At 32.4% G+C, this 26,669-nt stretch carries 25 protein-coding genes; 11 read left to right on the top strand and 14 right to left on the bottom strand.

Annotated features, from left to right (window positions below; all coding sequences use genetic code 11):
- Positions 1–30: 30 nt before the first annotated feature.
- The 5 genes from gldG to FN795_RS20470 all read right to left on the bottom strand — a co-directional run bounded on the left by gldG (position 31) and on the right by FN795_RS20470 (position 4,445).
- On the bottom strand, positions 31–1,716 hold the full coding sequence (gene gldG / locus FN795_RS20490) for a gliding motility-associated ABC transporter substrate-binding protein GldG (RefSeq protein ID WP_142452350.1): 1,686 nt from the start codon (positions 1,714–1,716) through the stop codon (positions 31–33).
- Entirely contained in the window at positions 1,716–2,441 is a 726-nt protein-coding gene (gene gldF, locus FN795_RS20485) for a gliding motility-associated ABC transporter permease subunit GldF (protein ID WP_142452349.1), read from the bottom strand. Before gldF ends, gldG begins: the two co-directional genes overlap by 1 nt.
- A gap of 75 nt (positions 2,442–2,516) precedes the next feature.
- Entirely contained in the window at positions 2,517–2,813 is a 297-nt protein-coding gene (locus FN795_RS20480) for a putative quinol monooxygenase (protein ID WP_142452348.1), read from the bottom strand.
- Positions 2,814–2,884: 71 nt separating this feature from the next.
- Positions 2,885–3,559 (bottom strand): SDR family NAD(P)-dependent oxidoreductase, encoded by a 675-nt coding sequence (locus FN795_RS20475; RefSeq protein WP_142452347.1) that lies wholly within the window; start codon positions 3,557–3,559, stop codon positions 2,885–2,887.
- A 55-nt stretch (positions 3,560–3,614) separates the two neighbouring features.
- Complete coding sequence (locus FN795_RS20470) at positions 3,615–4,445, bottom strand: SAM hydrolase/SAM-dependent halogenase family protein (protein ID WP_142452425.1); 831 nt, start codon at positions 4,443–4,445, stop codon at positions 3,615–3,617.
- 183 nt (positions 4,446–4,628) lie between these two features.
- On the opposite strand from FN795_RS20470, the gene FN795_RS20465 reads away from it, so the two are divergent.
- The 9 genes from FN795_RS20465 to FN795_RS20425 all read left to right on the top strand — a co-directional run bounded on the left by FN795_RS20465 (position 4,629) and on the right by FN795_RS20425 (position 13,403).
- On the top strand, positions 4,629–5,579 hold the full coding sequence (locus tag FN795_RS20465; protein ID WP_035652417.1) for a PhoH family protein: 951 nt from the start codon (positions 4,629–4,631) through the stop codon (positions 5,577–5,579).
- Between the two features lie 133 nt (positions 5,580–5,712).
- On the top strand, positions 5,713–6,105 hold the full coding sequence (locus FN795_RS20460; protein ID WP_142452346.1) for a c-type cytochrome: 393 nt from the start codon (positions 5,713–5,715) through the stop codon (positions 6,103–6,105).
- A 3-nt stretch (positions 6,106–6,108) separates the two neighbouring features.
- Positions 6,109–6,471 (top strand): DUF1801 domain-containing protein, encoded by a 363-nt coding sequence (locus tag FN795_RS20455; protein WP_142452345.1) that lies wholly within the window; start codon positions 6,109–6,111, stop codon positions 6,469–6,471.
- Between the two features lie 125 nt (positions 6,472–6,596).
- Entirely contained in the window at positions 6,597–7,424 is an 828-nt protein-coding gene (locus tag FN795_RS20450; RefSeq protein ID WP_142452344.1) for a Cof-type HAD-IIB family hydrolase, read from the top strand.
- A 110-nt stretch (positions 7,425–7,534) separates the two neighbouring features.
- Positions 7,535–8,122 (top strand): hypothetical protein, encoded by a 588-nt coding sequence (locus FN795_RS20445; protein ID WP_142452343.1) that lies wholly within the window; start codon positions 7,535–7,537, stop codon positions 8,120–8,122.
- 156 nt (positions 8,123–8,278) lie between these two features.
- On the top strand, positions 8,279–10,627 hold the full coding sequence (locus FN795_RS20440; RefSeq protein ID WP_142452342.1) for a S9 family peptidase: 2,349 nt from the start codon (positions 8,279–8,281) through the stop codon (positions 10,625–10,627).
- A gap of 130 nt (positions 10,628–10,757) precedes the next feature.
- Positions 10,758–11,711, top strand: coding sequence for a phosphoribosylaminoimidazolesuccinocarboxamide synthase (locus tag FN795_RS20435; RefSeq protein WP_142452341.1), 954 nt, complete (start codon positions 10,758–10,760; stop codon positions 11,709–11,711).
- A 31-nt stretch (positions 11,712–11,742) separates the two neighbouring features.
- Positions 11,743–12,876 carry a glycoside hydrolase family 26 protein gene (locus FN795_RS20430; protein WP_142452340.1) on the top strand — a complete coding sequence of 378 codons (1,134 nt, stop codon included), beginning with the start codon at positions 11,743–11,745 and terminating at the stop codon, positions 12,874–12,876.
- A 149-nt stretch (positions 12,877–13,025) separates the two neighbouring features.
- Entirely contained in the window at positions 13,026–13,403 is a 378-nt protein-coding gene (locus tag FN795_RS20425; RefSeq protein ID WP_142452339.1) for an ankyrin repeat domain-containing protein, read from the top strand.
- 77 nt (positions 13,404–13,480) lie between these two features.
- Here FN795_RS20425 and FN795_RS20420 read toward each other — a convergent pair whose 3' ends face one another.
- The gene (locus FN795_RS20420) at positions 13,481–14,017 is read right to left on the bottom strand and encodes an SRPBCC family protein (protein WP_142452338.1); all 537 of its coding nucleotides are present in this window, start codon (positions 14,015–14,017) and stop codon (positions 13,481–13,483) included.
- Positions 14,018–14,391: 374 nt separating this feature from the next.
- On the opposite strand from FN795_RS20420, the gene FN795_RS20415 reads away from it, so the two are divergent.
- On the top strand, positions 14,392–14,775 hold the full coding sequence (locus FN795_RS20415) for an ankyrin repeat domain-containing protein (protein WP_035652445.1): 384 nt from the start codon (positions 14,392–14,394) through the stop codon (positions 14,773–14,775).
- Positions 14,776–14,868: 93 nt separating this feature from the next.
- On the opposite strand, the gene FN795_RS20410 is transcribed toward FN795_RS20415, so the two are convergent.
- The 8 genes from FN795_RS20410 to FN795_RS20375 form a co-directional block, all read right to left on the bottom strand.
- Positions 14,869–15,471, bottom strand: a complete 603-nt coding sequence (locus FN795_RS20410; RefSeq protein WP_142452337.1) for a DUF2238 domain-containing protein — start codon at positions 15,469–15,471, stop codon at positions 14,869–14,871.
- 109 nt (positions 15,472–15,580) lie between these two features.
- Entirely contained in the window at positions 15,581–18,679 is a 3,099-nt protein-coding gene (locus FN795_RS20405; protein WP_142452336.1) for an efflux RND transporter permease subunit, read from the bottom strand.
- Between the two features lie 83 nt (positions 18,680–18,762).
- The gene (locus tag FN795_RS20400) at positions 18,763–20,028 is read right to left on the bottom strand and encodes a carbohydrate porin (RefSeq protein WP_142452335.1); all 1,266 of its coding nucleotides are present in this window, start codon (positions 20,026–20,028) and stop codon (positions 18,763–18,765) included.
- 4 nt (positions 20,029–20,032) lie between these two features.
- Complete coding sequence (locus FN795_RS20395) at positions 20,033–21,118, bottom strand: efflux RND transporter periplasmic adaptor subunit (RefSeq protein WP_035652452.1); 1,086 nt, start codon at positions 21,116–21,118, stop codon at positions 20,033–20,035.
- 12 nt (positions 21,119–21,130) lie between these two features.
- The gene (locus FN795_RS20390) at positions 21,131–22,378 is read right to left on the bottom strand and encodes a TolC family protein (RefSeq protein ID WP_142452334.1); all 1,248 of its coding nucleotides are present in this window, start codon (positions 22,376–22,378) and stop codon (positions 21,131–21,133) included.
- 87 nt (positions 22,379–22,465) lie between these two features.
- Entirely contained in the window at positions 22,466–23,824 is a 1,359-nt protein-coding gene (locus FN795_RS20385) for a HAMP domain-containing sensor histidine kinase (protein WP_142452333.1), read from the bottom strand.
- Positions 23,821–24,501, bottom strand: a complete 681-nt coding sequence (locus tag FN795_RS20380) for a response regulator transcription factor (RefSeq protein ID WP_142452332.1) — start codon at positions 24,499–24,501, stop codon at positions 23,821–23,823. The genes FN795_RS20385 and FN795_RS20380 overlap by 4 nt, the downstream gene beginning before the upstream one ends.
- A gap of 63 nt (positions 24,502–24,564) precedes the next feature.
- A complete protein-coding gene (locus FN795_RS20375) occupies positions 24,565–25,653 on the bottom strand; it encodes a M42 family metallopeptidase (protein ID WP_142452331.1) in 1,089 nt (362 codons plus the stop codon).
- Between the two features lie 81 nt (positions 25,654–25,734).
- Here FN795_RS20375 and FN795_RS20370 point away from each other — a divergent pair, with 81 nt between their 5' ends.
- The gene (locus tag FN795_RS20370; RefSeq protein ID WP_142452330.1) at positions 25,735–26,415 is read left to right on the top strand and encodes a DUF4294 domain-containing protein; all 681 of its coding nucleotides are present in this window, start codon (positions 25,735–25,737) and stop codon (positions 26,413–26,415) included.
- The last annotated feature ends 254 nt before the right edge of the window (positions 26,416–26,669 follow it).

Here is a 26,669-nt window from a genome sequence, read left to right as displayed (position 1 = left end):
ATCTTAGTTTCGCAATTTTTTTATTAACATCTATTTGCTGTATTTTCTTTTTCTAATGAACGTAAAAACTAGTCCGAAAACCAATAAAATTAGAATTGGAAGTCCGATAGTTATGAATTGAGTTACCGTGTAATTTTCATAAACTTTATCTTTATCCAATAAAGGCAGTTCTACGTCTTTGCTTCTAATGTTAATAAGTCCGGTATCGTCAAGTAAATAATTGATGCAGTTCATCATGAAATCTTTATTATCGTATAGATTTCCTGTACGTTGATCATATCCTAATTCTACTGGCATCATGTTTTTGTCTAATTGATTTCTTGCCAAATCTCCGTCGGCAATCACAATCATTTTATTTGGTTTTCCTTGTGTCTGAAATGAACTTTCTTTAAACGGTAAAACGCGATTTTGAAATGCTGAATGGAAAGAACCTTCTAACAAAACAGCAAGCGGAAGATTCCCTTTGTTTAAATAATCTTGTGGAGAAGTCTTTTCTGTCACAATATTCAAATTGATCTCTGTTGGACTTCCAATTTTTTTAGAATATTGTGATGACTGAAGCAAAACTGTTTTTTTGATTCCGTTTTTTAAAGTGTCAATTTGGTTAGCAAAATCGAATTTGACTCCTCCTAAATTTTTCACAATTGGATGTTGGCTTGTTGGGATAACAATTGGAGCAAATTTCCAGATAAAATTCTGATACTGTGTTGCACTTCCTTGTTCTCCAGTTGCTAATTTTAATGGACTTCCTTGTTCGTCTTTTACTAAATCAGGATTAATTCTAAATCCGTATTTAAAGAACATGTCATTCAAATTCAGATCTCTTGGGTAAGCCAAAGTCGCACCAGATTGATTGTATAAACTGTCCATATCAGCAGCAACTTGATCAATTAACCAAATTGTTTTTCCGCCATTCATAACAAACTGATCCAAAACCTCTTTTTCTTCATCAGAAAAAGTTTGTGTTGGTTTTGCGATAATAGCCAAGTCATATTTTTTAAGAGCGTTTAAAGTTCCATTTGGATCTTTTGCAACAGAATCCAATGTGAAAGGACCAATGTAATAGCTTTCTTTGATTTGACGTAGCAAGTTAGCAACATGAACTTCATTTAATTCACCGTTTCCTTTTATATAAGCTACTTTCTTTTGCTTGGCTTTTGTAATTTTATTGATAGCGTCAGCAATTGAGTATTCTAAATGCTGAATCGATCCTTTTACTTTTTGCTCCGTATTGGCTCCCATAATGTTTTTCAACAATGGGATATTAACTTCTTTGTTATCGTAAACTGCAATTGCCCATGGAAAAACCATTGCTTGTGATTGCTTTCCTTTATCGTCAACTGTAATGTTTACTGGCGTAAGTCCTTTTTGGTAAAGCGATTTTACTATTTCCATGCTTTCGTCTTCGTTTTCCATTGGGTTTACGAATTCGAAAACAATATTGCTGTTATAGGCCTGAAATTCTTCTAGTAATTGTTTGGTTTCCTGTTGTAAACGTCTAAAATCTGCAGGAAGTTCACCCTGCATGTAAATCTTAATCGATAACGGATTTTTAACCTGTTTTACAATATTTAAAGAAGTTTCAGATAAGGTATATCGTTTGTCTTTGGTTAAATCAAAACGATGGAAGAATAAAGTTCCGAGAACATTTAAAACAATTAAAATAAAAATTGTAATGCCTAATGTCTTTAAATTTAATTTATTAGATACTTTCATTACGCTTTAAAAGATTTTAATTGATAAACAGTAAAAGATAAAAATAATACGCTGATACTTAAAAAGTAAATTACATCACGAGTATCAATAACACCTCGACTCATACTTTTAAAATGATCCTGCATTCCAAAAGCCGAAATTAGAGTCGATTCTCCCGGAATTAAAGAGGCAATACCTTCAAAACCAAAATAAAATATAAAGCAAAGGAAAACTGCGATAATAAAAGCAACAATCTGATTTTCGGATAGAGTAGAAGTGAAAATCCCGATTGCAGAATAAGAAGCAATCAAAAATAATAATCCGAAATAAGAACCAATTGTGCTTCCCATATCAATATTTCCTTCTGGATTTCCTAAATTAGAAATTACGAACACATAAATGAATGTTGGAATTATTGCCAAAATGATTAGCAACAATGACCCGAAAAATTTTCCGTTTACAATTTCCCAAACAGAAAGAGGTTTGGTTAAAAGTAATTCTAGAGTTCCTTGTTTTCTTTCATCAGAGAAACTTCTCATGGTAACAGCCGGAATAAGGAAAATCAAAATCCAAGGTGCTAAAGTGAAAAATGGAGTCAAATCGGCGTAACCTGAATTCAGAATATTGTAATCTCCTTCAAATACCCATAAAAATAAACCGTTGCTGATTAAGAAAATCGCAATGACCAAATAGCCAATAGGAGAACCAAAAAAGGATTTTATTTCTCGTAAAATGATTGATTTCATTTGTGTTTTTGTTTTTTATTGTTTCAAGTTTTATGTTTCAAGTTACTCGCTAAACGTGAAACTTGAAACATGAAACTAATTTAAACTAACCAGTTTATCAACGCTCCAAGCTTCTGGTTTTGCATTAAATAATTTCTTTGTAAAATCCCAAACGTTATTAAATAATTCAGAATTCCTGTAATTTTCTAAATCTTGTTCGGTTTCCCAATAACTATAGGTGAAGAAAATACATTTATCATTTTTGTCCTGATACAACTCTAAAAAACGATTTCCGTCTGCATTTCGTATTTTTTCTTTCACTGATTCAAAATTCTCCAGAAAATCAGGAATTTTTTCTTCGTGGAAACTCATTTTTACTATTCTGACAAACATATAATAATTTTAGATTTCTGATTTTAGATTTGGCGCAAAAGTACCAAATAGATTTGTTGCTTTTGAAGTTTTTACCAATCTATTTCAGATTCTGTTTCAATATTCCAAAATATTCCGGTTTTAAAGTCACTTAGAATGAAATTAAATATTTTTAGCCCAGAATCATCTGCTAAAAGTCTACCATTTATGCTACTATTAGGAGATATATCCGTTTGTACCCATCCTGGATGAACAGATGCAACACTTTGCTTATTAATAAGTCTATTGCTTAATATTTTTGTGTACATGTTCAATGCCGTTTTAGACATTCTGTACGCAGTGGAATCTGTCAAAGCACAAAACTCAATTGATCCCATTTTAGAAGATATGTTGATGATTTTTCCATTCATCTTAATAAATGGTTCCAACAATTCAGTTAAAAACACTGTCCCAATGACGTTGATGTCAAAAGTTTTTTTAAAACTTTCGATATCAGGTTTTAAAGTGTCTAGATCAGGACCAATTCCGCTATTATTTATTAAAATGCTTATCTCAATATTGTTGTTTTTTAAAAACTGTGCAATGTTGTTTATATCCTTTTCGTCTGATAATTCGAGTTTTAGATTTTTAAAATTAGGGTGTTCGAAACTCTTAATTTTTCCAGTTGTGCTTGTCCCGATTACATTATAATTGTTTTTCAAAAAACATTTTGCTAATGCAAGACCGATTCCTCTACTTGCACCTGTAATTAAAACGGTTTTGTTCATGGTTTAATTTATTCGATGAAATTTAAAATGGCTTTAAAAGAAATGAATGTACTACTTAACTTAAAAACTTAACCGTAATAACATCACGATAATTGAGTCCCAACAAGCTGTTCGCAGAACCTACTTTAGAAGGATTGCTTCTAAAAATTGCAATTTCAAGGAAACCAGCTTCGTTAAAAATTGCCAGTTTTTCTCCTTCATACGTTTTAATCGGATATTTTTCCGAAGTCGCAATAGCCGAATAATTCGGAAGAATGGTTTTGATACTTTTTGGTTTCATCACAATTTCATACGGACGTCCGCGGGAAATTTCCAGAAACTGTTTTTTTGAAATATTCGTCACTACGTTTCCGAAATGATCAATATATATAACATATCCTTTTAGAGAATTTCCATCGGCAGCAACAACGGCCTGAAGTTCTGTAACTTCTTTTACGGCTGGAATTTCTTTGCCAATTACATTCAGCAAACCACCTTTTGCAATATGACAGGCAACTTGTATGAAAATATCCAAATCGCTGAATTCACTCGGAAAACGGTCATGAATGTTAATTTCGACAATTTTTTGCGGAACGATCTTTTGCGTAAGCATACTTAAAATTCCGTTATCGGCACAAATAAAGAAATGATCGTTCCATTGCATGACAATATGCTGATTTTCTTTATTGCGTTCAATATCGACTCCAATTAAGTGTACAGTTCCTTTTGGAAAACTCAAATATGATGCTCCAACAACGTAACTTGCTTCGGCTGTGTTGAATGGATCAATGTCATGTGAAATATCAATAATTTTTGCATCTGGAAGTTCAGAAATAATTTTACCCTTCAGCGAACCAACAAAGTGGTCTTTTAAGCCGTAATCAGTAGTAAGGGTAATTATTGACATCATTTTGTTTATAACTATTGATAGTATTTAAATCTAATTTTCATTAAATTTGAGAAATGCAAATCTAGTAATAGTAAATACAAATTGAAAGAAAGAAAAGACAATTTGCGTTTAAAGATATGAACATACCCGACAGCCATAGATTTACAAAACAAATTTATTTTTAATTTAAATTTATCTCATTTGAACGAAAGAATTATAGAGCTTATAGACATCGCTCCAAAAGACTTTTGGGGCGCGCAGGATTCTCATCTTGAAATAATCAAAAAGTACTACCCAAAGCTTAAAATAGTAGCGCGAGGGACGACTTTGAAAGCCTTTGGCGAAAAAGAAGTTTTAGATGAATTCGAAAAGAGATTTCAGAGGCTGATGCTTCATTTTACCAGATACAACAACATTGATGATAATGTAATTGAACGTGTAATAATGAGCGATGGTCAGGAAGAAAAAAAAGCTTATGATCACGATAAAATACTAGTTCACGGAGTTGGCGGTAAAATTATCAAAGCCATGACGCCAAACCAGCAGTTACTGGTAGATACCATCAAAAAAAATGATATGGTGTTTGCAATTGGCCCTGCTGGAACAGGAAAAACTTATACAGGCGTTGCAATGGCTGTAAAAGCGCTAAAAGACAAAGAAGTAAAAAGGATCATATTAACGCGTCCGGCAGTAGAAGCAGGGGAGAACCTCGGATTTTTACCCGGAGATATGAAAGAAAAACTGGATCCTTATATGCAACCGCTTTATGACGCTTTGCGCGATATGCTTCCAAATGAAAAACTCGAAGATTACATCTTGAAAGGAATTATTCAGATTGCGCCTCTGGCATTTATGCGCGGACGCACACTTGATAATGCTTTTGTAATTCTAGATGAAGCACAGAATACAACCCACTCACAAATGAAAATGTTTTTGACCCGTATGGGAAAAAATGCCAAGTTTATGATTACGGGTGATCCTGGTCAGGTCGATTTGCCACGAAGAACTATTTCTGGTCTTAAAGAAGCAATTTTGGTTCTGAAAGACATTGAAGGCATCGGAATTATTTATCTGGATGATAAAGATATCGTTCGCCACAGATTAGTAAAAAAGGTAATCGACGCTTACAAGCAAATAGAAAATCACGACTAAAGTTTAATTTTAGTGAAATGTTGAATGTAAATCGTAAAATGTGTTTTGACATTTATTAATATTCGTTTTGTACTTTTTCTAAATTTTTAGAAATGTGCAAAACGAATATTTTTTTAAAGGAATATAGAATAAAATGAAGATCAGAATTTTCAATCTTATAATATTAGTTTTTTTAATTTCTTGTAAAAAGAAAGAAGTAGAGGGGAATAAATTCTATGAAGAGCTGTCAATGCAGAGAAAAGAGATGTTATTGGAAAATATTGGAAAAAAATATTATGAAAAAAATTGCGTCAGTTGTCATGCAGGAAAAGATGCAAAGGACAATTTTCTAGTAAATTCTGTTAGAAATCAAAAAAGAAATGAGAGTTTTTTTATCGATTTTATAACAAAACAGGATAGTTTATTAAAGTATGAGAATAAAGAGGCTTTAGCATTGAAAGATTGGTCAAATGAGAATGCTTATATTCATAATTTTGACTTTAATGACAATGAAATTAAAGCTATTTTATATTATTTAAAGAAGTAAATAATGAAACAACTAGATGATTTCTATCAAAATCATGAAGAACCCATAAAAGGGACATTTCTTGCTTTGCGTGATATTATCTTAAAACAAGACAAAGACATTACGCACGTTTTAAAATACGGAATGCCATTTTTCTGTTATAAAGGAAAAATGTTCTGCTATTTATGGATACATAAAAAGTTCAAAAAACCTTATTTGAGTATTGTGGAAGGAAAGTATTTTGATGAGCCTTTTTTGCTTCAGGAAGCCCGTTCTCGAATGAAAATAATGTTGTTTGATGCTGATCAGGATTTGCCTTTGGAACAAATTGAATCCGTTTTAGTAAAAGCATTAAATTTATATCAATCAGGAATTGTAAAGATTTGAATTTATTTAACGAAATAGTTAAATAAATAATAAACTTGCCGTATTTCAGCTTGCAAAAGCCTTTTAACTTTGGTCTTCTGATCTTAAAACCTTAAATTTGCACATCAAAATATTTGATAATTAATATGACAAAACTTAAAAATATAAAAGTTGTAGTAAGTGATCTTGACGGAACTTTACTCAACCCTCAGCATAGAATTTCAGAATATACAAAATCTATTTTTCAAGAATTGCATAACCAAGGTTATCTTATTGTTGTAGCCACAGGGCGTCATCATTTGGATGCAATGGGAATTATTGACACGCTTGAAGTTCCGGTTTATTTAGTGAGCTCAAACGGAGCAAGAATTCATTCACCAGAAAAAGAACAGCTCTTTTCTTTTGATTTAGACAGCGATGTGGTAAAAGCAGCTTTAAATGTTGAAATCGATCCGGAAATTACAGTTGTTTTGTTCAAAGAAAATGTTTGGCAGACCAATAAATGGAACGAAAGACTTAATTCATTTCAAGCAGATTTAAAATACCGCCCGGAATTAGTTGATTATAAAACAATTGAAGATTTTGGCGCTATTAAAATTTTCTTTTCATGCGACAATCATGAGAAATTAGTAAAATTAAAAGATGATATTCTGGCAAATTCATCAGAACATTTACATCACGCCTTTAGTTTACCTACTTGTTTGGAATTTATGGACAAGTCTGTAGATAAAGCAGTTGCTATTGAACAAGTTCTTGAAAAGGAAGGTTTTACTTTAGCAGAAGCGATGACTTTTGGCGACGGATTTAATGATGTTCAAATGCTTGCATCAGCAGGAAAAGGATTGATTATGGGAAATGCCCCAGCTTTATTGAAAGAAACTTTGCCAAATTTGGAAGTTATTAAAACAAATGCCGAAGATGGCGTTGCAAGATATATAGCATCAAAAATTCTAAACAAAGAGTTTGTGAGTTAATAAGGAATGTTTTGAATTTGGCTTTTTGCTGAATGATAAATTATAGTTATTTTTATAAGAGCTAATTCGTTAAGAATCAGCTCTTTTTTTTAACCTTAATTTGTTTAGCGATGAAAGAATTTTTAGGTCAAGTTGAGAGAAATTGCATTTCGGGAGCATTAGTTTTATTACCGCTTCTTGTATTTTTTGTGTTATTGGGAAAAGTTTGGAAATTTTTCCAGACTTATGGTGAAAAATTTGCACATTTTCTGCGTCTCGATCTTGTGTTAGGAAAATACGCTACAGACATTGCTGGTGGTATTATTTTGATAGTTTTGATTTATTTAAGCGGCTACTTAATGCGTTTGTCATTATTAAGAAGATTCACTAAATGGGTTGATGATAAATTAATGATCTTTTTGCCAGGTTATGAAAAAAACAAAAAAGAAGCGGAAGAAAAATTAAAAGGAAGAAAGAAAAAACCAAGTTCTGATTTGCCAATTTTACTGAAAAATGGCGATTTTTGGCAGCCTGCACATTTGATAGAAGAAGATCAAAATGGAAATGCAGTTGTTTTCGTTCCGAATGCACCGGCAAAAGATCAAGGGCAAATTCTAATTGTAAAAGCAACCGACTTTAAAAAGCTACCAGAAACTACACTTGGAAATTTGGATAATTCTATAAAATCTTTTGGAAAAGGAATTTTGAGTTTTAAATAGCACTTTTATTAGAATTTATATAAAATCCTCAATATAAATAGTTGGGGATTTGTTTTTTATAATATATTGATAATTAATGTAATATGTTTGATTGAATAAAAACAATTTTTTTAATAGTTTTCAAAGTGTATTTTTGTTTTCTCAAATACAACTACCATGATAAAAAACAGTTTTATTCTTGCCTTTCTATTACTTTCCATAACAGGAAATTCTCAGAAATTAAAATTAGAAGAAATAATGAAAGGAGAATCTTTCATTGGAAATCAACCCACTAACGGACGCTGGTCTTTAGACGGAAAAAAGGTTTATTTTGAATGGAATCCGAAAGATGAACTTGGAGCAAGTACTTATTATTGGCAAAAAGGAATGACAAAACCAGAAATCGTTCAGCCAAAAGAAGCTGTTTTTTCTCAAATGGATTTCAAAAGCAAACCGGGTTCTGATATTGTTTATTATGTAGATAAAGGAAGCTTGTATTCTTATTCAATTAAGTCACAAACAAGTAAAAAATTGATTCAACAATCAGCAGCAATATCAAATCTGCAATTAGGATCTGAAGCTGGCGTTTTATTCTTTTCTCAAAACGATAATATTTTCAAATACAATACAAAAGAAGGAACTGTTTTGCAGATTACGAATTTCAGCAAAGGAGCTAAAAAAGAAACAAAACCAGAAAAAGAGACTTTTTTAAACACACAACAAAAAGAATTATTCCAGTTTATAAGAGACAAAGAGGCCAAAAAACAATGGAATCTTGCTAAAACAAAAGCAGTTAAATCTGACTTTGCCAAAGAATATTTTTACGGAAAAGATAGATTTACAAGTCTTAAAGTAAATCCAAACGGGAATTTTGCGACTTTCAGATTAGTTGAAGAAAATGAAGTGAAGCAAGAAAAAATGGAGGTTTTTATTACTTCTGATGGTTATAACCAAAATCCAGAAACGAAAGAAAAAGTTTCGACTAATAATTTTGTAAAAACGAAATTCGGAATTTATTCGGTTGCAAAAGATTCTGTTTATTATGTGAATTTTTCAACTTTAAGTCATATTCAGGATACACCAAAATATTTCCAAGAATATGAAAATCTAAAAAACAAACCAAAAGAAGACAAACTGATTGTAGCTCAAGCTCCTGTTTATAATGAAAACGGGTCATTGGCAATTGTTGAAATCAGAAGCCAGGATAATAAAGACAGATGGCTTGTAAATTTAAATTTGGATAAAGGAACTTTTGAAGAAATTGAATACCAGCATGATGAAGCCTGGATTGGTGGTCCTGGAATTCCGTCGTATTCATTTGCATCTGGAAATTTAGAATTTTTAGCTGATAATGAAACAATTTATTTCCAGTCTGAAGCTACGGGATATTCTCATTTATATACTTATAATGTAAAGACAAAAAAGAAAACACAATTAACAAAAGGAAATTGGGAAGTTCGCGATGTAACTTTATCTAAGGATAAAAAAGTGTTTTATTTAAGCACAAATACGACACATCCGGGAAATAGAGAATTCTATAAATTAATTCCGGCTGATGGAGTTTTACAGCCAATTTTAACAAAAGATGGCGCGCATGAAGTAGTACTTTCGCCAGATGAAAAATCACTTTTAGTCCGTTATTCGTATAAAAATATTCCATGGGATTTTTATGTTGCTGAAAATAAAAAGAATACAACTTTACAGCAGATTTCTTCTTCGGTTACTGAAGATTTCAAAAAATACCAATGGAGAACACCTGAAGTAATTACATTTAAAGCGCAAGACGGAACTTCGGTAAATGCGAGATTATATACACCAACTGCAGAAACTAAAAATAAAGCAGCTGTTATTTTTGTTCATGGTGCTGGATATCTTCAAAATGCACATAATTTTTGGAGCAATTATTACAGAGAATATATGTTCCATAATTTGCTGACTGACTTAGGTTATACAGTTTTAGATATCGATTATAGAGGAAGTGATGGTTACGGACGCGATTTTAGAACTGGAATTTATCGTTTTATGGGCGGAAAGGATTTATCAGATCATTTAGATGGTAAAAAATTATTAGTTGAAAAATACGGAATTGATGCTGACAGAGTTGGTATTTACGGTGGTTCATACGGAGGTTTCATTACTCTAATGGGAATGTTGACAACTCCAGGCGAATTTGCATCGGGTGCTGCGTTGCGTTCCGTTACGGATTGGGCACATTATAATCACGGTTATACCGGAAATATTTTGAATTTCCCTGAAACAGATCCACAAGCATACAAAAAAAGTTCTCCAATTTATTTTGCAGATAATTTAAAAGGAAATTTAGTGATGCTGCACGGAATGGTTGATGATAATGTTGAATATAAAGATATCGTACGTTTGTCACAGCGTTTCATTGAATTAGAGAAAAAGAATTGGAGTTTGGCTTCTTTTCCAGTTGAATCTCACGGATTTAAGGAAACGTATTCTTGGATTGATGAATATGGCAGAATCCTGAATTTATTTAATTCGACGCTTTTGAAAAAATAGGTTTCAGTCACAGTTTTGAAGACTGGAAACTGTGACTGTATACTGAGACTAAAAAAAGAATCTGAATAGATTCTTTTTTTCTTTTAATTAGTTTTAAATTTGCATTCATAAAAAAACAACACAACAAATAATGAGCAATACAATCACAACTACAAATTTTAATTTTCCGAATCAAAAATCAGTTTACCGCGGAAAAGTTAGAGAAGTTTACAATATTAACGACGAGCTTTTAGTAATGATAGCTACTGACAGACTTTCGGCTTTTGATGTGGTTTTGCCAAAAGGAATTCCATACAAAGGACAAATTTTGAATCAGATTGCAACAAAATTTATGGAGTTGACTCAAGATATTGTTCCAAATTGGTTGATCGCTACTCCTGATCCAAACGTTGCTGTTGGATATTTATGCGAACCTTTTAAAGTAGAAATGGTTATTCGCGGTTATGTTTCAGGTCACGCGGCTCGTGAATACGCAGCAGGAAGAAGACAAATTTGCGGTGTAACAATGGCTGAAGGCTTAAAAGAAAACGACAAATTTCCGGAACCAATTATTACGCCAACTACAAAAGCAGATAATGGTTCTCATGATGAAGATATTTCTCGTGAAGACATTCTTTCAAAAGGAATTGTTTCTGAAGAAGATTATTTGATTTTAGAAAAATATACTCGTGCTTTGTTCCAAAGAGGGACTGAAATTGCTGCATCTCGCGGATTAATTTTAGTGGATACAAAATATGAATTTGGAAAAACGAAAGACGGTATTATCGTTTTAATTGACGAAATTCATACACCAGATTCATCTCGTTATTTTTATGCTGATGGATATGCAGAAAGACAAGTAAAAGGCGAGGAGCAAAAACAATTATCAAAAGAATTCGTTCGTCGTTGGTTAATTGAAAATGGTTTCCAAGGTCAGGAAGGACAACAAATTCCGGATATGAATGATGCTTATATAGAATCTGTTTCTGAAAGATATATCGAATTGTATGAGAATATCTTAGGAGAAAAATTCGTAAAAGCTGATATTGACAATATTGATCAACGTATTGAAAAAAACGTATTAGATTACCTTTCTTCAAAATAGTAATTTCGGGTTTAAACTAATTATTTAAACCATGAAATCAACAATAATAAAAAATGCCCTTCTGTTTCTATTTATGACAGCAGGGCATTTTCTTTTTGCGCAAATTGATAAAAAAGCCACAAAAGAAACCAAAATTTTATATCAGAATTTAAAATTAATTTCTAAAAAACATATTCTTTTTGGACATCAACACGCACTGGAATATGGACACGGTTGGAAAAATGAGCCTAATCGTTCTGATGTAAAATCGGTTACGGGATCACACCCGGCTGTAGTCGGAATTGATTTCAGCGATTTCTCCGGGCGCTCTGAAGATGTGATTGAAAAAACGAAAGAAACGCTCAGAAAAAATGTAATTTCAACTTATGAACGTGGCGGTATTACTACTGTTTCGTGGCATTTTAATAATCCGGTTTCTGAAAATGGGTTTTATTGGAAAGATTCTGTTTCTTCGCCTGCAATGGCATTGATTAAACCAGGTGGTTCACATCATAAAAAATACAAAGAAATTCTAAAAACAATTGCTGATTTTGCGCATTCAGTCAAAGCAAAAGATGGCACTCTAGCTCCAATGATTTTCAGGCCATATCATGAATTTGACGGCGATTGGTTTTGGTGGGGAAAAAAATATACTTCTCGCGAAGATTTTATTGCGGTTTGGGAATTTACGGTTTCTTATTTGAGAGATACTTTAGGCGTCCACAATTTTATTTATGCTTTTTCTCCGGATGTCAGATTTAATTCGGAAACAGAATATTTGGAACGTTATCCAGGTGATAATTTTGTAGATATGTTTGGAATGGATGATTATGCCGATTTTGGTCGTGATGGAAAATACAATCTTGAAGCAGGAGTAAAGAGGCTAAAAATAATTTCAGATTTAGCAATTAAAAAAGAAAAACTGGCCGCCTTTACAGAAACAGGCTTAGAATCTATTCCAAATGAAAAATGGTGGACAGAAATATTGCTGAAAACGCTGAAATCTGAAAATTTAGAATTGGCTTATGTTTTAGTATGGAGAAATGACAGCACAAACCCAACCCATTATTTTGCACCATTTCCGGGACAAGTCAGCGCGCCGGACTTTATTCAATTTTATGAAGATCCATATACTTTATTTGAAAAGGATTTAAAAAATATTTACAGTAGTCAATTTAAAATTTAGTTCTCTATCAAATATTTTAGAAAGCGCAATTCTGCCAAAATGGGATTGCACTTTTTCTATTATTATATTTTTTTTAAATGATGCAACCTAATTGATTGTTGAGTCGTCTAAGTAGAAAATCATCATCAATCATTTAACAAACAATCATCATGAAAAAAAGAGTAATTATTTTAGGAGCAATTTTAGTATTCGGAAATGTATTAAATGCATCAAGTTTAAAATTTAGGATTAAAAATGAAATGGCGTTTTCTAGTAATACAAAATCACCTCTACATCTTGCAATAAGCAAAGGTGATATTGAAAGTGTCAAAAGATTTATTCAATACGGCGTAGATATAAATAAAATGGTGAATGATATGACACCGTTAATGATTGCGGCAAGATTTAATGAATTTGAAATCATAAAAATTCTGCTAAAAAATGGAGCAACACCTTCTGATAAAAATGAAAAAGGCTTTACGGCTTTAAATTATGCAGAATATGCAAAAGCAACTGAATCAATTGCTATTCTGAAAAACTTGAAATAATATAATCACGAAGCAATAAAAAAGTGCAATTCAGATTCTATTTTGAATTGCACTTTTGCTTTATATTTTATTGAATATTATTCTAATTTCTTTTTCAGATTTTCCAATCCTTTTTGTAAATCATTTCCAATCATTTCATCCATTTTCATGAAGGGAAGCATAATATTCATTGGATATGGAATAACACCATTGATACCCCATTTTACTTTTGTCTGATTTCCGGAAACAGTTTCTGTCGACATAAAACCTTCTGCAGTATCATTCATTGGCTCTTTAAAACGTAGAGCAAAGTCAATGCGTCTTCCTTCCGTAATTTTTGTAATTTCTTGTTCACCGGATCCAACATTTTCGACTTTACTTTCCCAAGCCGAAATCGATCCAACTTGTCCGTCTGTGCCAGAAAAAGTCGATTTCATTTTTGGGTCCATACTTGCCCAAACACTAAATTCATTTTGATTTTTTAAGGATCTTACATAATTAAAAACCGAGTCAACGGGTTTATTAATGGTTATTTCTCTTTCTACAGCATAATTTTTAGGCATAAAAAAAGCTGCAATAAGTATAACAGCAAATATTAAAATTAAAGCAATTAGAATTTTTTTGATGATTTTCATGTTTTTTTCGGTTTTAAGTTTGTTAGATGTTTTTTGTTCTATTAAATGTACATAAAATCTTTGAATAAAAGGTCTTACATGTTGATTTTGAGTGTGATGAAAACAGCTTTAAATCATTGGATTATTTAGCTTAAAAAAAATATTCATAAGATTTTTTATATTTTTTTAATTTAAACTGTAACATATTGACTTTTTGTGCGTCTATTAAGAAAGCAAATTATTAACGTTCAGTTTGATTTATAGCGCTTATATTAATTGAATGTTAATAATTAGTTAAAACAAGGTACTTTGTTATACATAATACATAAAAATAAATTACCTTTACATCGAAATTAAAAATCATCAATAATCAATCAATTTAACAATCAATCAACATGAAAAAGTCAGTAATTATTTTAGGAGTAGCTTTAGTAGCTTTTGCCAATGTTTCAATGGCAGCAAATCACACATCACTAGTTGGAAATCCAAAAATCGAAGTTTCTAGAAACTTCTCAGCGCCATTGCACGTAGCAGTAAGCAAAGGAGATTTAGAAGTAGTGAAAAAATTCATTGCTTATGGAGCAAATGTAAACGAACAATCTGAGGATATGACACCTTTGATGATCGCAGCACGATATAACAAAGTTGAGATCCTTAAAGTTTTATTAGAAAATGGTGCACGTCCAGAAGATAAAAACGAACAAGGTTTTACAGCATTAAAATATGCACAATTGTCAAATGCAACTGAAGCAATTGCAATTTTAAAAGATTTAAAATAATACAGTTTAAATCTAGTTTGAGTTAGAGTTAGTATACTTAACGGCCTTCCTTGAGCAGAGGGCCGTTTTTTATTTTTATAATATTACGAAGTTTTAAAAATTAATTTCTTTGATTTTTTTGTCTTGAAATCTGGAGAATAAAATCAAAGCTGTAATTGCGCCAATAGTTGCAAACAGCATATCAGATTGTGTATCCCAAACATAACCCTGAGTTCCTAAAAAAGCATCTCCGCCGTCTCCGGTTGCCAGAGAAACAAACCATTCTATAAATTCATACACGGCACTTATAGCCAAACAGATACTGACAATAATAAAATTGAAAAAGCTTTTATTATTGATGACTTCTTTGCGAATAAATAATTCTCTAATAATCATTGCAGGAACAAAACCTTGCGCAAAATGTCCAACTTTATCATAATTATTTCGGCTTTGATGAAATATTTCTTTTAGGTAATCAAAAAGAGGAACTTCGGCATATGTATAATGACCTCCAATAAATAAAATAATACAATGAATTAAAATCAAAGTATACGTAAAATTGGTAAAACGGAATTTTTTGAAAGTGAAAGCTAAAATCAGAAATCCTATTATAGCCGGAATGATTTCAAGAAAACAAGTAAATCCTTCTTTTGGATTTATTACCGAAGCCAATAAAGAAATTGAAAAAATGGTTATCAGAAAATAGATGTATTTCATAAATCAGTTTTATAGTTGTAATGCAAGATATTAAACTAATTTGTAAAGGAAATAAAAAAAGCACCATTAAAATTAATGATGCTTTTGTCTGATTAAGTTTTATACTTTTTTATTCAATTGGAACATTCTTTTTACGATTGAAAACCCAGAAAATAATTGGAAAAACTAATAGCGTCAGAATAGTTGCAGTAACTAAACCACCGATAATTACTATTGCAAGAGGTTTTTGCGATTCAGAACCAATTCCTGTTGAAATTGCTGCAGGCATCAAACCTATTGAAGCCATTAACGCTGTCATTACTACCGCTCTTGTTCTGGCTTTTACTCCCATAAAAATAGATTCTTCGAGCGTAAATTTTGCCTTGAGATTATGATGGAATTCGGATATTAAAATTACACCGTTCTGTATACAAATTCCTAACAAAGCAATAAAACCAACACCTGCCGAGATACCAAAATTCATACCCGTAATATGCAGTGCAATAATCCCTCCAATAACCGCAAACGGAACATTGGCTAAAACAAGTAGTGAATCTTTGATATTTCCAAATAAAATAAAGAGCAAAACAAATATTCCAATTAAACTGATTGGCACTACTTGAGTCAAACGGGCGCTCGCACGCACCTGGTTTTCAAATTCACCTGTCCAACCTGTTGTATAGCCAGCAGGCATTTTTAATTCGGCTACTTTTTTCTGAGCTTCGGCAATTGTACTTCCTAAATCTCGGTCACGGACAGAGAATTTTACGCCAATAAAACGTTTTGTATTATCTCTGTAAATAAAAGCCGGTCCAGTTATGGTTTTGATGTCGCAGATTTCTTTCAACGGAATTTTAACTCCGCTAATCGTTGGAACTTTCAGTTCAGCCAAATCTTCTTCATCTTTTCGATATTCTTTTGAAAAACGAACTCTGACATCAAATTTCTTTTCATCTTCATATTTTTCTGTAGCTGTTTTTCCTCCAAATGCCAATTCTAAAACGGCTTGTGCATCGCTTAATGTTACGCCATATGCGGCCATTTTTTCTCGGTCTAAAATTACACTGATTTCTGGCTGTCCAACATTACGAAGAATTCCGACATCTTTTATTCCTGGAATATTTTTGATTTTATCCAAAACTTCATTGGATAATTCATCCAATTTATCAAGATCATCACCATAAATTTTTACAGCATTTGAAGCTTTAAAACCTGCAACAGATTCGGCTACGTTATCGATGACAGGCTGAGAATAATTATAAGTAATTCCTTGATGAACTTTTAGTTTTTCATCCATTTGATTAATCAAATCATCCATTGAAATTTTTCGTGTCCATTCCGATTTTGGTTTCAAATCAACTTGCAACTGAATAAAACCAAAACCGTTTGGATCTGTTCCGTCATTGCTTCGTCCGGTTTGTGATAACACTTTTTTCACTTCAGGAAAACTTTCCAGGTCTTTTCGAATCATTGCCGCAGTTTGGACACTTTCAGGAAGTGACGAACTCATTGGCAATTCTGCTGTTACCCATAAGGCGCCTTCGTTTAATTGAGGAAGGAATTCTGTCCCTAAAAAAGTTGCAGAAAAGAAAACAGTAACTAATATAGCCACAGAAGCGATCAGCGTTTGTACTTTATGTTTAAATGTCCATGCAAAACCTTTTCCAACAATTCTGTCCCAGAAATTCACAAATGGATTGTGTTTTTCTTTTACATTTTTATTCAATAAAATGTGTGATAAAACCGGTACCAGCGTCAAAGTAAAAAGTAATGCTCCCATTAAGGCAAAACCTAAAGTGTAGGCTAGGGGAGAGAACATTTTTCCTTCTACTTTCTGGAATGAAAATATTGGCAATAATGCTGTGATGATGATTAATTTCGAAAAGAAAATGGCTTTTCCCATTTCAGTTCCGGTTTTTTTAATCAAGCTTCCTTTTGCAATTTTGTTGTAAGCTGTCATTCCCAGTTGATGCGCTCGATGATCAAGTACAACAAACAATCCCTCGACCATAACTACCGCACCATCAATAATAATCCCGAAATCGACTGCTCCCAAACTCAGTAAGTTAGCGCTCATTCCCATCATTTTAAGACATAAAAATGCAAATAATAAGGATAGCGGAATTACTATAGAAACGGTGAATGTTGTTCGCCAATCGGCCATGAATAAGAATACGACGCAGGTAACCAGAATAATTCCTTCAAATAAATTGTGCATTACCGTTTCGGTAGTGAAATTCATTAAATTATCACGATCGTAAAACGTTTCTATTTTAATGTCTTTTGGAAGGATGTTATCATTTAAATCCTTTATTTTATCTTTGATCAAGGCTAATGTTTCTTGTGCATTTTCGCCTTTTCTCATTACGACAATTCCTTCAACGGCATCATCGTTTTTCCCAATTCCGGTTTGTCCAACCCTTGGCATTGCGCTTTCATAAACATTCGCTACATTTTTTACCAAAATCGGATTTCCTGCAGCATCATCAACAATAATGTTTTCAATGTCCGAAATTGATTTTAAAAGCCCGACACCACGAACAACAAATGCTTGTCCGTTTTTTTCAATAATATCTCCACCAACATTTAAGTTTCCGCCATTTACGGCATTATAAACCTGCAAAGGTGTAATGTTGTATTTAGCCAATTTAATTGGATCAACTCCAACTTCATACGTTTTTGTCTGACCACCAAAAACGTTCAAATCTGCTACACCAGGAACTGCACGAAGCTGTTTGTCAATAACCCAGTTTTGGTAAGTCAATAATTCACGGCTGTCTCTGCTGTCACTTTTTACAATATATCGGAATATTTCTCCTGTTGGACCATAAGGAGGTTGAACATCTGGCTCCACATCATCAGGAAGCGAAACATTTTTTAGTAAATTATTTACTTGCAAGCGTGCAAAAGTATCGTCGACGCCATCATCAAAAATGATTTTTATTACAGATAAACCGAACATCGTAATACTTCGAACGCTCGTTTTTTTCTGAACCGAGTTCATCGAAATCTCGATTGGAGAAGTCACAAAACGCTCTACTTCTTCGGCACTTTTTCCGTTCCATTGTGTAATGATGATAATCTGAGTATTCGTAACATCCGGAAAGGCGTCGATGGGCATATTTTTGAAAGAAATGAATCCTGCAACTGCCAGTAATCCCACCCAAAAAAAGGTGAATGCTTTATTCTTAAGCGAAAAAGCAATTATATTTCTAATGAATTTGTTCATTCTAAAAAGTATTTTTAATGATGAATTTTTGTTTTTTTAATTCTGTTGCTTCGTTTTAAGAATGCATATTTAGTATTCTATATTTAGAACTCGGTATGAAAACGTAAGGCAAAAAATTGAATTGGACCTCTATCTTTATTATAAGCCGGATTCATTGCAAATTGATAATCTGGTGATAATGTAATATGTGTATTGGGCACTAAAAAGGAATAAAATACTTCTACAATTTGTTCGACACCATAATCTAAAGTTCCGTCGCCAATCATAAAACCATTTCCTCCAAGTTTCTGGTATTCTTTATGAGGATTTGACAATCCGTTTGCTACGAGCGCAATTCCGCCGAAATCATCAGTTCGATTCCACATTTTTCCATTCAAATGAATTCCCAATTGCGCCGATCGGTCAATTTCTGTAAATGCCCAGGTTTCATTTTTTCCATCATTATAGCTTATTCGACCAAAAAGCCCCCAGTTATCATTGTGTGTATAATCCATATTTAACCCAATTCCGTATTTGGTGCGACCATTTTGTCTTGTACTTTGTATATCGGGAGTTGTTGTGAAATTGGAATTTGCTTCGTCATAATTCCCCATTCCGGCTACATTTCTAAAACCTAATAATTTTATATTGGCGCTGTCATTATTTTTAAAGATGATTTTTTTCTCCACTTCTATGTTTATTGCATTCGAATTGGCGAAGCTAAATTCAACGTTTGGACCATTGGCATAAGTAGGTAATGCAGTTAAGGAACCTCTAACTTGCCAGGTATCAAATTGATAATTGGCATACAAACCATCTGTGTATCCTCTGGTGTTTGCAGCATAATCCCAAGCTCCGTAAGTCATTAGCGACCAGTTTAAAAATTGTGTTCTGGGATCATGTGAATAAAGGCTGTTGTCGAAATAGTCTGATAATCCAAATTTTCCAAAAACCAACTGTAATGATTGATTATTTTTAAACTTAAACTTTTGTTCCAATAACATTCTTGCCACATAAACTACAGGTTTTGTATCTCCAATTCTGAATGTTTCTCCATTTGGAAAACCTCCTAATCCTCTGGCTGATGATAATCCTTCACCTCCGGACATTTCTGGATTAAAAGTTACTGTAGCGCCTTTCCAAAGCGGTACATCAAGATATAATGTTGATGTCAATGATAATGCACCTTCATCTTTTGGATGCATACTATTTGTTCCTGAATAGTCTGCATGAAAAGCGGGATGATATTGATATATAGATGTCATTTGAAATTTCAGACTATATTTTCGGATCGAATCTGTTTCTTGAGAAAATGAAAGCGTTGAAACAAATAACGTAGCAAACCCCAGTATTTTTACAGATTTTTCCATTTTCTTACTCGTTTAAGGCTCGGTAAATGAATAGCTGATTGTTTGTAATAACTTTTTCATTTTCTTTCAAACCACTTGAAATGTAAGTTGTTTTTCCAACGACTCTATAAACGTCGACTTGTCTGGTTTCAATATTATGACGATCTTTAAAAATCATTACGAAGTTTTTGCTTTTATCAAAAACAATGGCATCACTCGGAATCGCAATCATTGAATTATTTTCTTTGAAACATAATTTTATGTTGGCATTCATATCTGGTTTCAATAAATAATCTGAGTTTTGAAGTTTAATTCGGGCTTGCATTGCTTTAGTTTCAGGATCAATTACGTTGAAAATTTTATCGACTTTTCCTTTAAAAACTTTATCCGGATAACTTAAAGTGGTAACATCGGCATCAATTCCTAATTTTACTTTATTGATATCCATTTCGTTGATATTGGCCATTGCCCAAACTTCGCTTATTTCTGCAATATCAAAAATGTTTTCAGAGCGGTCGTTTCTTAAAAGCATATCCTGATTAATACTTTTTTGAATAATAAAACCGCTTATTGGCGCTGTTACTTCATATATAGAACCTGCTTTAATATTGTAAATTTTATACGTTTCCTGAATTTTGCCTAATTGTGACTGCGCCTTTGTCACTTCAGATTTTGCCTGAAGTACATCACTTTCAGAATTTAATTTACCGTCAAATAATTCTTGGGCAACTTTCAAATTGTTTTTGGCTACCAATAAATCACTTTTAGCATCTAAAGATTGTTTTTCAAAATCGGCTATATCTGTACTTCTTATGGTTGCCAGAACTTGTCCTTTACGAACATAATCTCCAAGCTCAACATTTACTTTTATTACATTTCCGCCCACTAAAGGATAAACATCAATCATTTTGTTATTGTCAGCGGTAATTTTTCCGTAAAAATTCAATTCGTTTGTTACGGGTTGTGTTTGCGCGACAGCAGTTGTAGTTGTTTTTAGCATTGAATCACTTAATGCAAAAGACGAATTGGTCTGCGGATTTTCTACCTCTTTTTTGCAGCTTGCTAGGGATAAACTCACGATTGCGATTCCTATAATTAGTTTATGTTTCATCTTTGTATATTTTTAGAATAAGTCTTTATTGATTGTACTATTTAGTTCTTCGCCTGAAAGGGCCAGTTTTTTCTTTAATTCATTTACTAGAATTGTAGCCTGATTATAACTTTCCATGAAATCGGTAAATTCTAATAAACTCACATTTCGTTTTTGGAAGTTGTTAAGCATTCCGTTGTAAACTGCTTCAAAGTCGGCATTTACGGTTGGTTTTATTACCGAATAATTTTTGCGTGATTCCTCCCATTTATTCCAGGCCGAAGTAATTTCTGTTTGCAATTGCAGATCAAAATTTTGTTTTTCAACTTTAGACTGTTCTAAAATGGTTTGTGCATATTTAATATTTCCTTTGTTTTTGTTCCAAAGTGGAAGCGGAATGCCAAGTGTTACATTTGCTTCTTTATTAAAAGCGCCGCCTCGTTGATCATAATTTGCACCTAAAGTTAGATCTGGAATCGAAAGTGATTTTTGCCATTTTACATTCAATTCATTTGCATCAATTTCTTTTTGTTTAGCCAAATAATCAGGTCTGTTGGCAATGGCTTGATCTTCTAAAGATTTTAAATCGAAAGGCATTGTTTTCAAATATTTGCTGAATTCATCTTTTGAAACTTCTGGAACTATATTTTCAGTTGAATTCAGTAATAATCTCAAATTACCTTGTTCTTCAATATTATCATTTACTACTTCCATTCGTTCATTTTTAAAATTGAGATACAACGATTGTAAACGAACAACATCTTTTAAAGGAACATTTCCTTTTTGTGCCTGAACGGAGTAGGAGTTAATTAAATCTTCAATATGGGCAAGTTGCTGATCTGTCGTTTCAAGACTTTTTGTATTGTAATAGACAGTGTAAAAGCTCTTGCGTAATTGAAGTTTTAAAGTCCTTAAAAGATCATTAAATTGTAATTCAGCCAATTGTTCATTGGTTTGAGCCAATTTAACTTCATTGCGTTTTTTTCCGCCTAAATAAATCAGCTGCTCAATACCAAAGGATTTTTGTCCTTCTTTTCCAATATCAAAATATTTGTTTGCATCGGGATTGTAAGCATTTAATTCTGCTGTTAAAGCTGGATTGTCCCAAATTTTTGCCTGAATCGTCAGCGCTTTAGAAGCATCAATATTATATTGAGAGGCCAGCAAAAAAAGATTTTTTTTAAGAAATTGACTTTCACAATCTTGAAGAGTGATTGTTTTTTGAGCCATTACTGCTTGATTTAGAACAACAAGCAGAAAAAATGCATATGCTTTTTTCATTGTATCAATTTTAAGTTGTACAAATATGCTATCGACAGACTTTAAGTAACCTTAAAATCTACCTTAAAAATACCTTAAAAAAGAATATTAATGAAAGAAAAGTTGAAATAAATTTATATTATCAGCTGGAACACTGTAGGTTATAGTTGTGTTGTGCAGGGAAAGTATTCGCTGAACAATACGCAGACCCAGCCCAAAGCCTGAAGTCCCTTTTGAATTTTTGCCTCGCATAAAAGGTTGGAAAAGATTTTTTTGCTCGTTTTCGCTTAAAGTTTTTCCGCTATTTGAAATCGAAATTACAAGATGATTATCTTGTACGCTAATTTTGACTTTGGCTTGCTTGTCATCAGAGTACACACAAGCGTTTTTTAAAATATTGCCTAGTGCAATTTCTAGGAGATTTTTATTTCCTTTTACTTCTAAAACAGAATCCAGATTATCACTTTCTTCCATTTCAAAAAGAATTACAAAATCAGGAAAGCTTTTATTTAAATTTTCTATGGCCGAAAATAAGATTTCGTCCATGCGTTGAACTTCTGTATTTTCGTGGTTTTTATTGTCAATTTTCGAAAGAATCAATAAAGAATTAATTAATTCTGTTAATTGGTTTACGTCTGATAAAATGGTTTTTAAAAATGATTTTCCTTTTTCAGAAGTGGCAGGATCTGTAACAACATTTTCAATCTGTGAAGTGATTCTGGATAAAGGCGTTCGCAATTCGTGCGATGCGTGTGCGGTAAATTCTTTTTGTTTTTGATATGAAATCTCAATTCTATCCATCATGAAATTGAATTCGTTTGCAATTAAATCAATTTCATTTTTATTGCTTTTGGATGCTACGCGCGTATCAAGATTATTTTCGTTTATGTTTTTTATTTTTTGATGGAATACACTCAACGGATTCATAGCTTTTTTAACCATGAAGGATGTCAAAACCCAACAAATACAAGTAAAAAAGATATAAGATACGACTAAAGTATAGCGAAGAAAAAGAAGTTTTCGTTTTCCATAATCATCTGTAGCCGAAATTAAAGCATAAAAATCTTTGTCTTTAGTGTCATAAAAAACGCCGTAAACTTCATAGTCGCCTTGTTGTTTAAAAAAGGTTTTATGTTTTTTTAGGTATTTTAAATCTTCAATTGACCAATTTATCTTTGCATCATCAATACTGCTGTAAATCAGTTTAAAATGAGAATCAAAAACCAAAGTCTTTTCATCATACAATTTGTTGATTGAATTTTGATCGATAATTTTCAAAAGCTGATCATCAACCTCTTTTACATTTACTAAAAGTTTGATGTTCGAAAGCGCTTTAATTTCTAAACGATCACGGAATTCTTCTTTTCGAAAATTGGAATACAAAACAAATATCACCGTTGAAGCTAATCCAAAAAGGATTGTAAACAGCAAACTTACCAAAAGTGATATTCTGTTTTTTAATGTCATTCCTGATTGCTTAAATAATAACCGTAACCGACTTTGGTTCGAATAAGTTTTGTTTCGTGATCTTTGTCGATTTTTTTTCGAAGAAAATTAATATAGACTTCAATTGTATTTTGGTTGGTTTCGATATGGTAATCCCAAAGTTTTTCGGCAATAAATTGCTTGGATAGCACTTTTCCTTTGGCATGAGCCAAGATCATAATCAGCTTGAACTCTTTTGGAGTAAGCTTGATTTCTTCGCCTGAGCGGAATACTTTCATTTCTTCTTCCAAAATTTCCAAATCTTCTATAATAATCTTTTTTTCAATTTGCTGCGGAATCTCTTTTCGTCTTAATAAAGATGAAATTCGGGCAAACAATTCTTCGAAATGAAAAGGCTTTACTAAATAGTCATCGGCGCCATTGTCAAAAGAAGCAAGTTTGTCATCAATTTCACTGAAGGCCGTCAACATAATTATTGGCGTTTTTTTATCATTTTCACGAATGCCTTTGCAAACATCAATCCCATTCGTACCGGGGACATTAATATCAAGAATGATTAAATCATATTCATAAGGAACGTATTTTTTCAACAATAACGCGCCATCATAATAAGGAAAGCACTCAAAGCCTTTCGAAGAAAAAAATGCGGAGATTTCTTTCGATAAAGTAAAATCGTCTTCGAGCAATAAAATTTTCATATATAGCCTATTTATAAATTAGGCCGTTTTAAAAACAGCCTAATTTATGTTTGTACCTTGTTATTATTTAAAATAAGAAAAAGTTTCGTTGTTTTCAATTTTCAATAATGTTTCATAAATCAGCTGAATTACATTTTCAACATCCTCTTTATGTACCATTTCAACTGTAGTGTGCATATAACGCAAAGGCAAAGAAATCAATGCTGATGCCACACCGCCATTGCTGTAAGCAAAAGCATCAGTATCTGTTCCTGTAGCGCTTGAAGTTGCATTGCGCTGAAACGGAATTTTATTTTCTTCAGCTGTATCAACAATTAAATCACGGAGTTTGTTTTGAACAGCAGGAGCATAAGCAATTACAGGCCCTTTACCCATTTTTAGATCGCCTTCGACTTTTTTGTCGATCATCGGAGTTGTAGTGTCATGGCAAACATCAGTTATAATAGCAACATTCGGCTTAATAGTTTGTGCAATCATCTCAGCACCGCGCAAACCAATTTCTTCCTGAACAGAATTTACTATATACAATCCAAACGGAAGCTCTTTTTTATTCTCATGCAGAAGTCTTGCAACTTCCGCAATCATAAAACCGCCCATTCTGTTGTCAATGGCACGACAAACAAATTTATTTTCGTTTAAAATCATGAATTCATCAGGATAAGTAATAACACATCCAACATGAACTCCCATAGCTTCAACTTGTTCTTTGGTTTCGCATCCTAAATCAATAAAGATATTGCTTAATTTCGGAGCTTCTTCTTTATCACGTAAGCGTGTATGAATAGCTGGCCAGCCAAAAACGCCTTTTACAATTCCTTTTTTGGTATGAATGTCAACTCGTTTTGAAGGAGCAATTTGATGATCAGAACCACCATTTCTTATTACATATATTAATCCATCATCTGTAATATAATTTACATACCAGGAAATTTCATCAGCATGACCTTCAATTACAACTTTAAAAGGAGCGTCTGGATTGATAACGCCAACAGCAGTTCCGTAAGTATCAGTGATAAAAGTGTCAACGTATGGTTTTAAATATTGCATCCAAAGTTTTTGTCCCTCGCTTTCATATCCAGTAGGCGATGCGTTATTTAGATAGCTTTCAAGGAAAGCAATTGAAGTATCTTTTAAGATAGAATTTGAACTCATAAAAATATTTTTTTGCTAAATTATAAATTTGGTATTAGAGTTGTGTATAAATATATAATTTTACATTTAAATTATGACTCAATGAGATTTACCAGCATTCTTTTATTCTTTATATTGTTTTCACTCTCAAGCCGTGCTCAGGTTACGCCAAAAGAGAATCAGCAAATGGGCTATACTTTAACAGAAAAAGATTCTATTTTAGGCGATACTATAGAATTGCCAGAGATTATTATTACTAAAGAAAAGCTCGATCCCGAGGCGCAAAAACAATTTTTGATTCTTCAAAACAGAGTTTATAAAGTCTATCCGTATGCAAAATTAGCAGCAGATAGATTGACAGCATTAAATAAAGGAATGGCGCGTCTTAATTCAAACCGTGAAAAAAAGAAATATTTCAAAATCGTTGAAGACTATCTTAACAATGAATTTGAAGACCGACTTAAAAAGCTTTCGCGAAAGCAAGGTCAGATTTTAGTAAAGTTGGTTCATCGACAAACAGGGATTACAACATATGATTTAATTAAAACCTTAAAAAGTGGATTCAAAGCATTTGTTTCAAACACAACAGCCAATTTATTTGATATAAGTTTGAAGACGGAATACAATCCTTATGAAGTCAATGAAGATTATTTAATTGAAACAATTCTTCAGCGTGCTTTTGAATCAGGAAGATTAGTAAATCAAAAAGCAGCAAATCCTGTTAATTATAATGATTTAATGAATAAATGGGAAGAAAAAGCAAAAGCTCCAGCGAATCAATAGAAGGGTAGCCTAATCATCTATTATAGTATATATGTAATTAAAATCGTTAGATTTTAAAATTTAACGGTTTTGTTTTTTCTATACATATATATGTATATAGAAAGCTATGCTATATATAAGGGTAAAAAAACCGAATTTTGGATTTTGTATAAGGAGCTATTTCCCGCTATCCGCTCCAATCTTTTGCTTTTTAAAGAAAAAAGCAAAAGGATTTCGGCTTCTATCGGGGCTATGGTAGCTGTTTTGAGAAGAAA

This window comes from Flavobacterium resistens (genome assembly GCF_900182645.1).
GTDB classification, from domain to species: domain Bacteria; phylum Bacteroidota; class Bacteroidia; order Flavobacteriales; family Flavobacteriaceae; genus Flavobacterium; species Flavobacterium resistens.
Note: the sequence above shows the minus strand (reverse complement) of the source record. Positions and strands in the feature narration are given on the sequence as shown.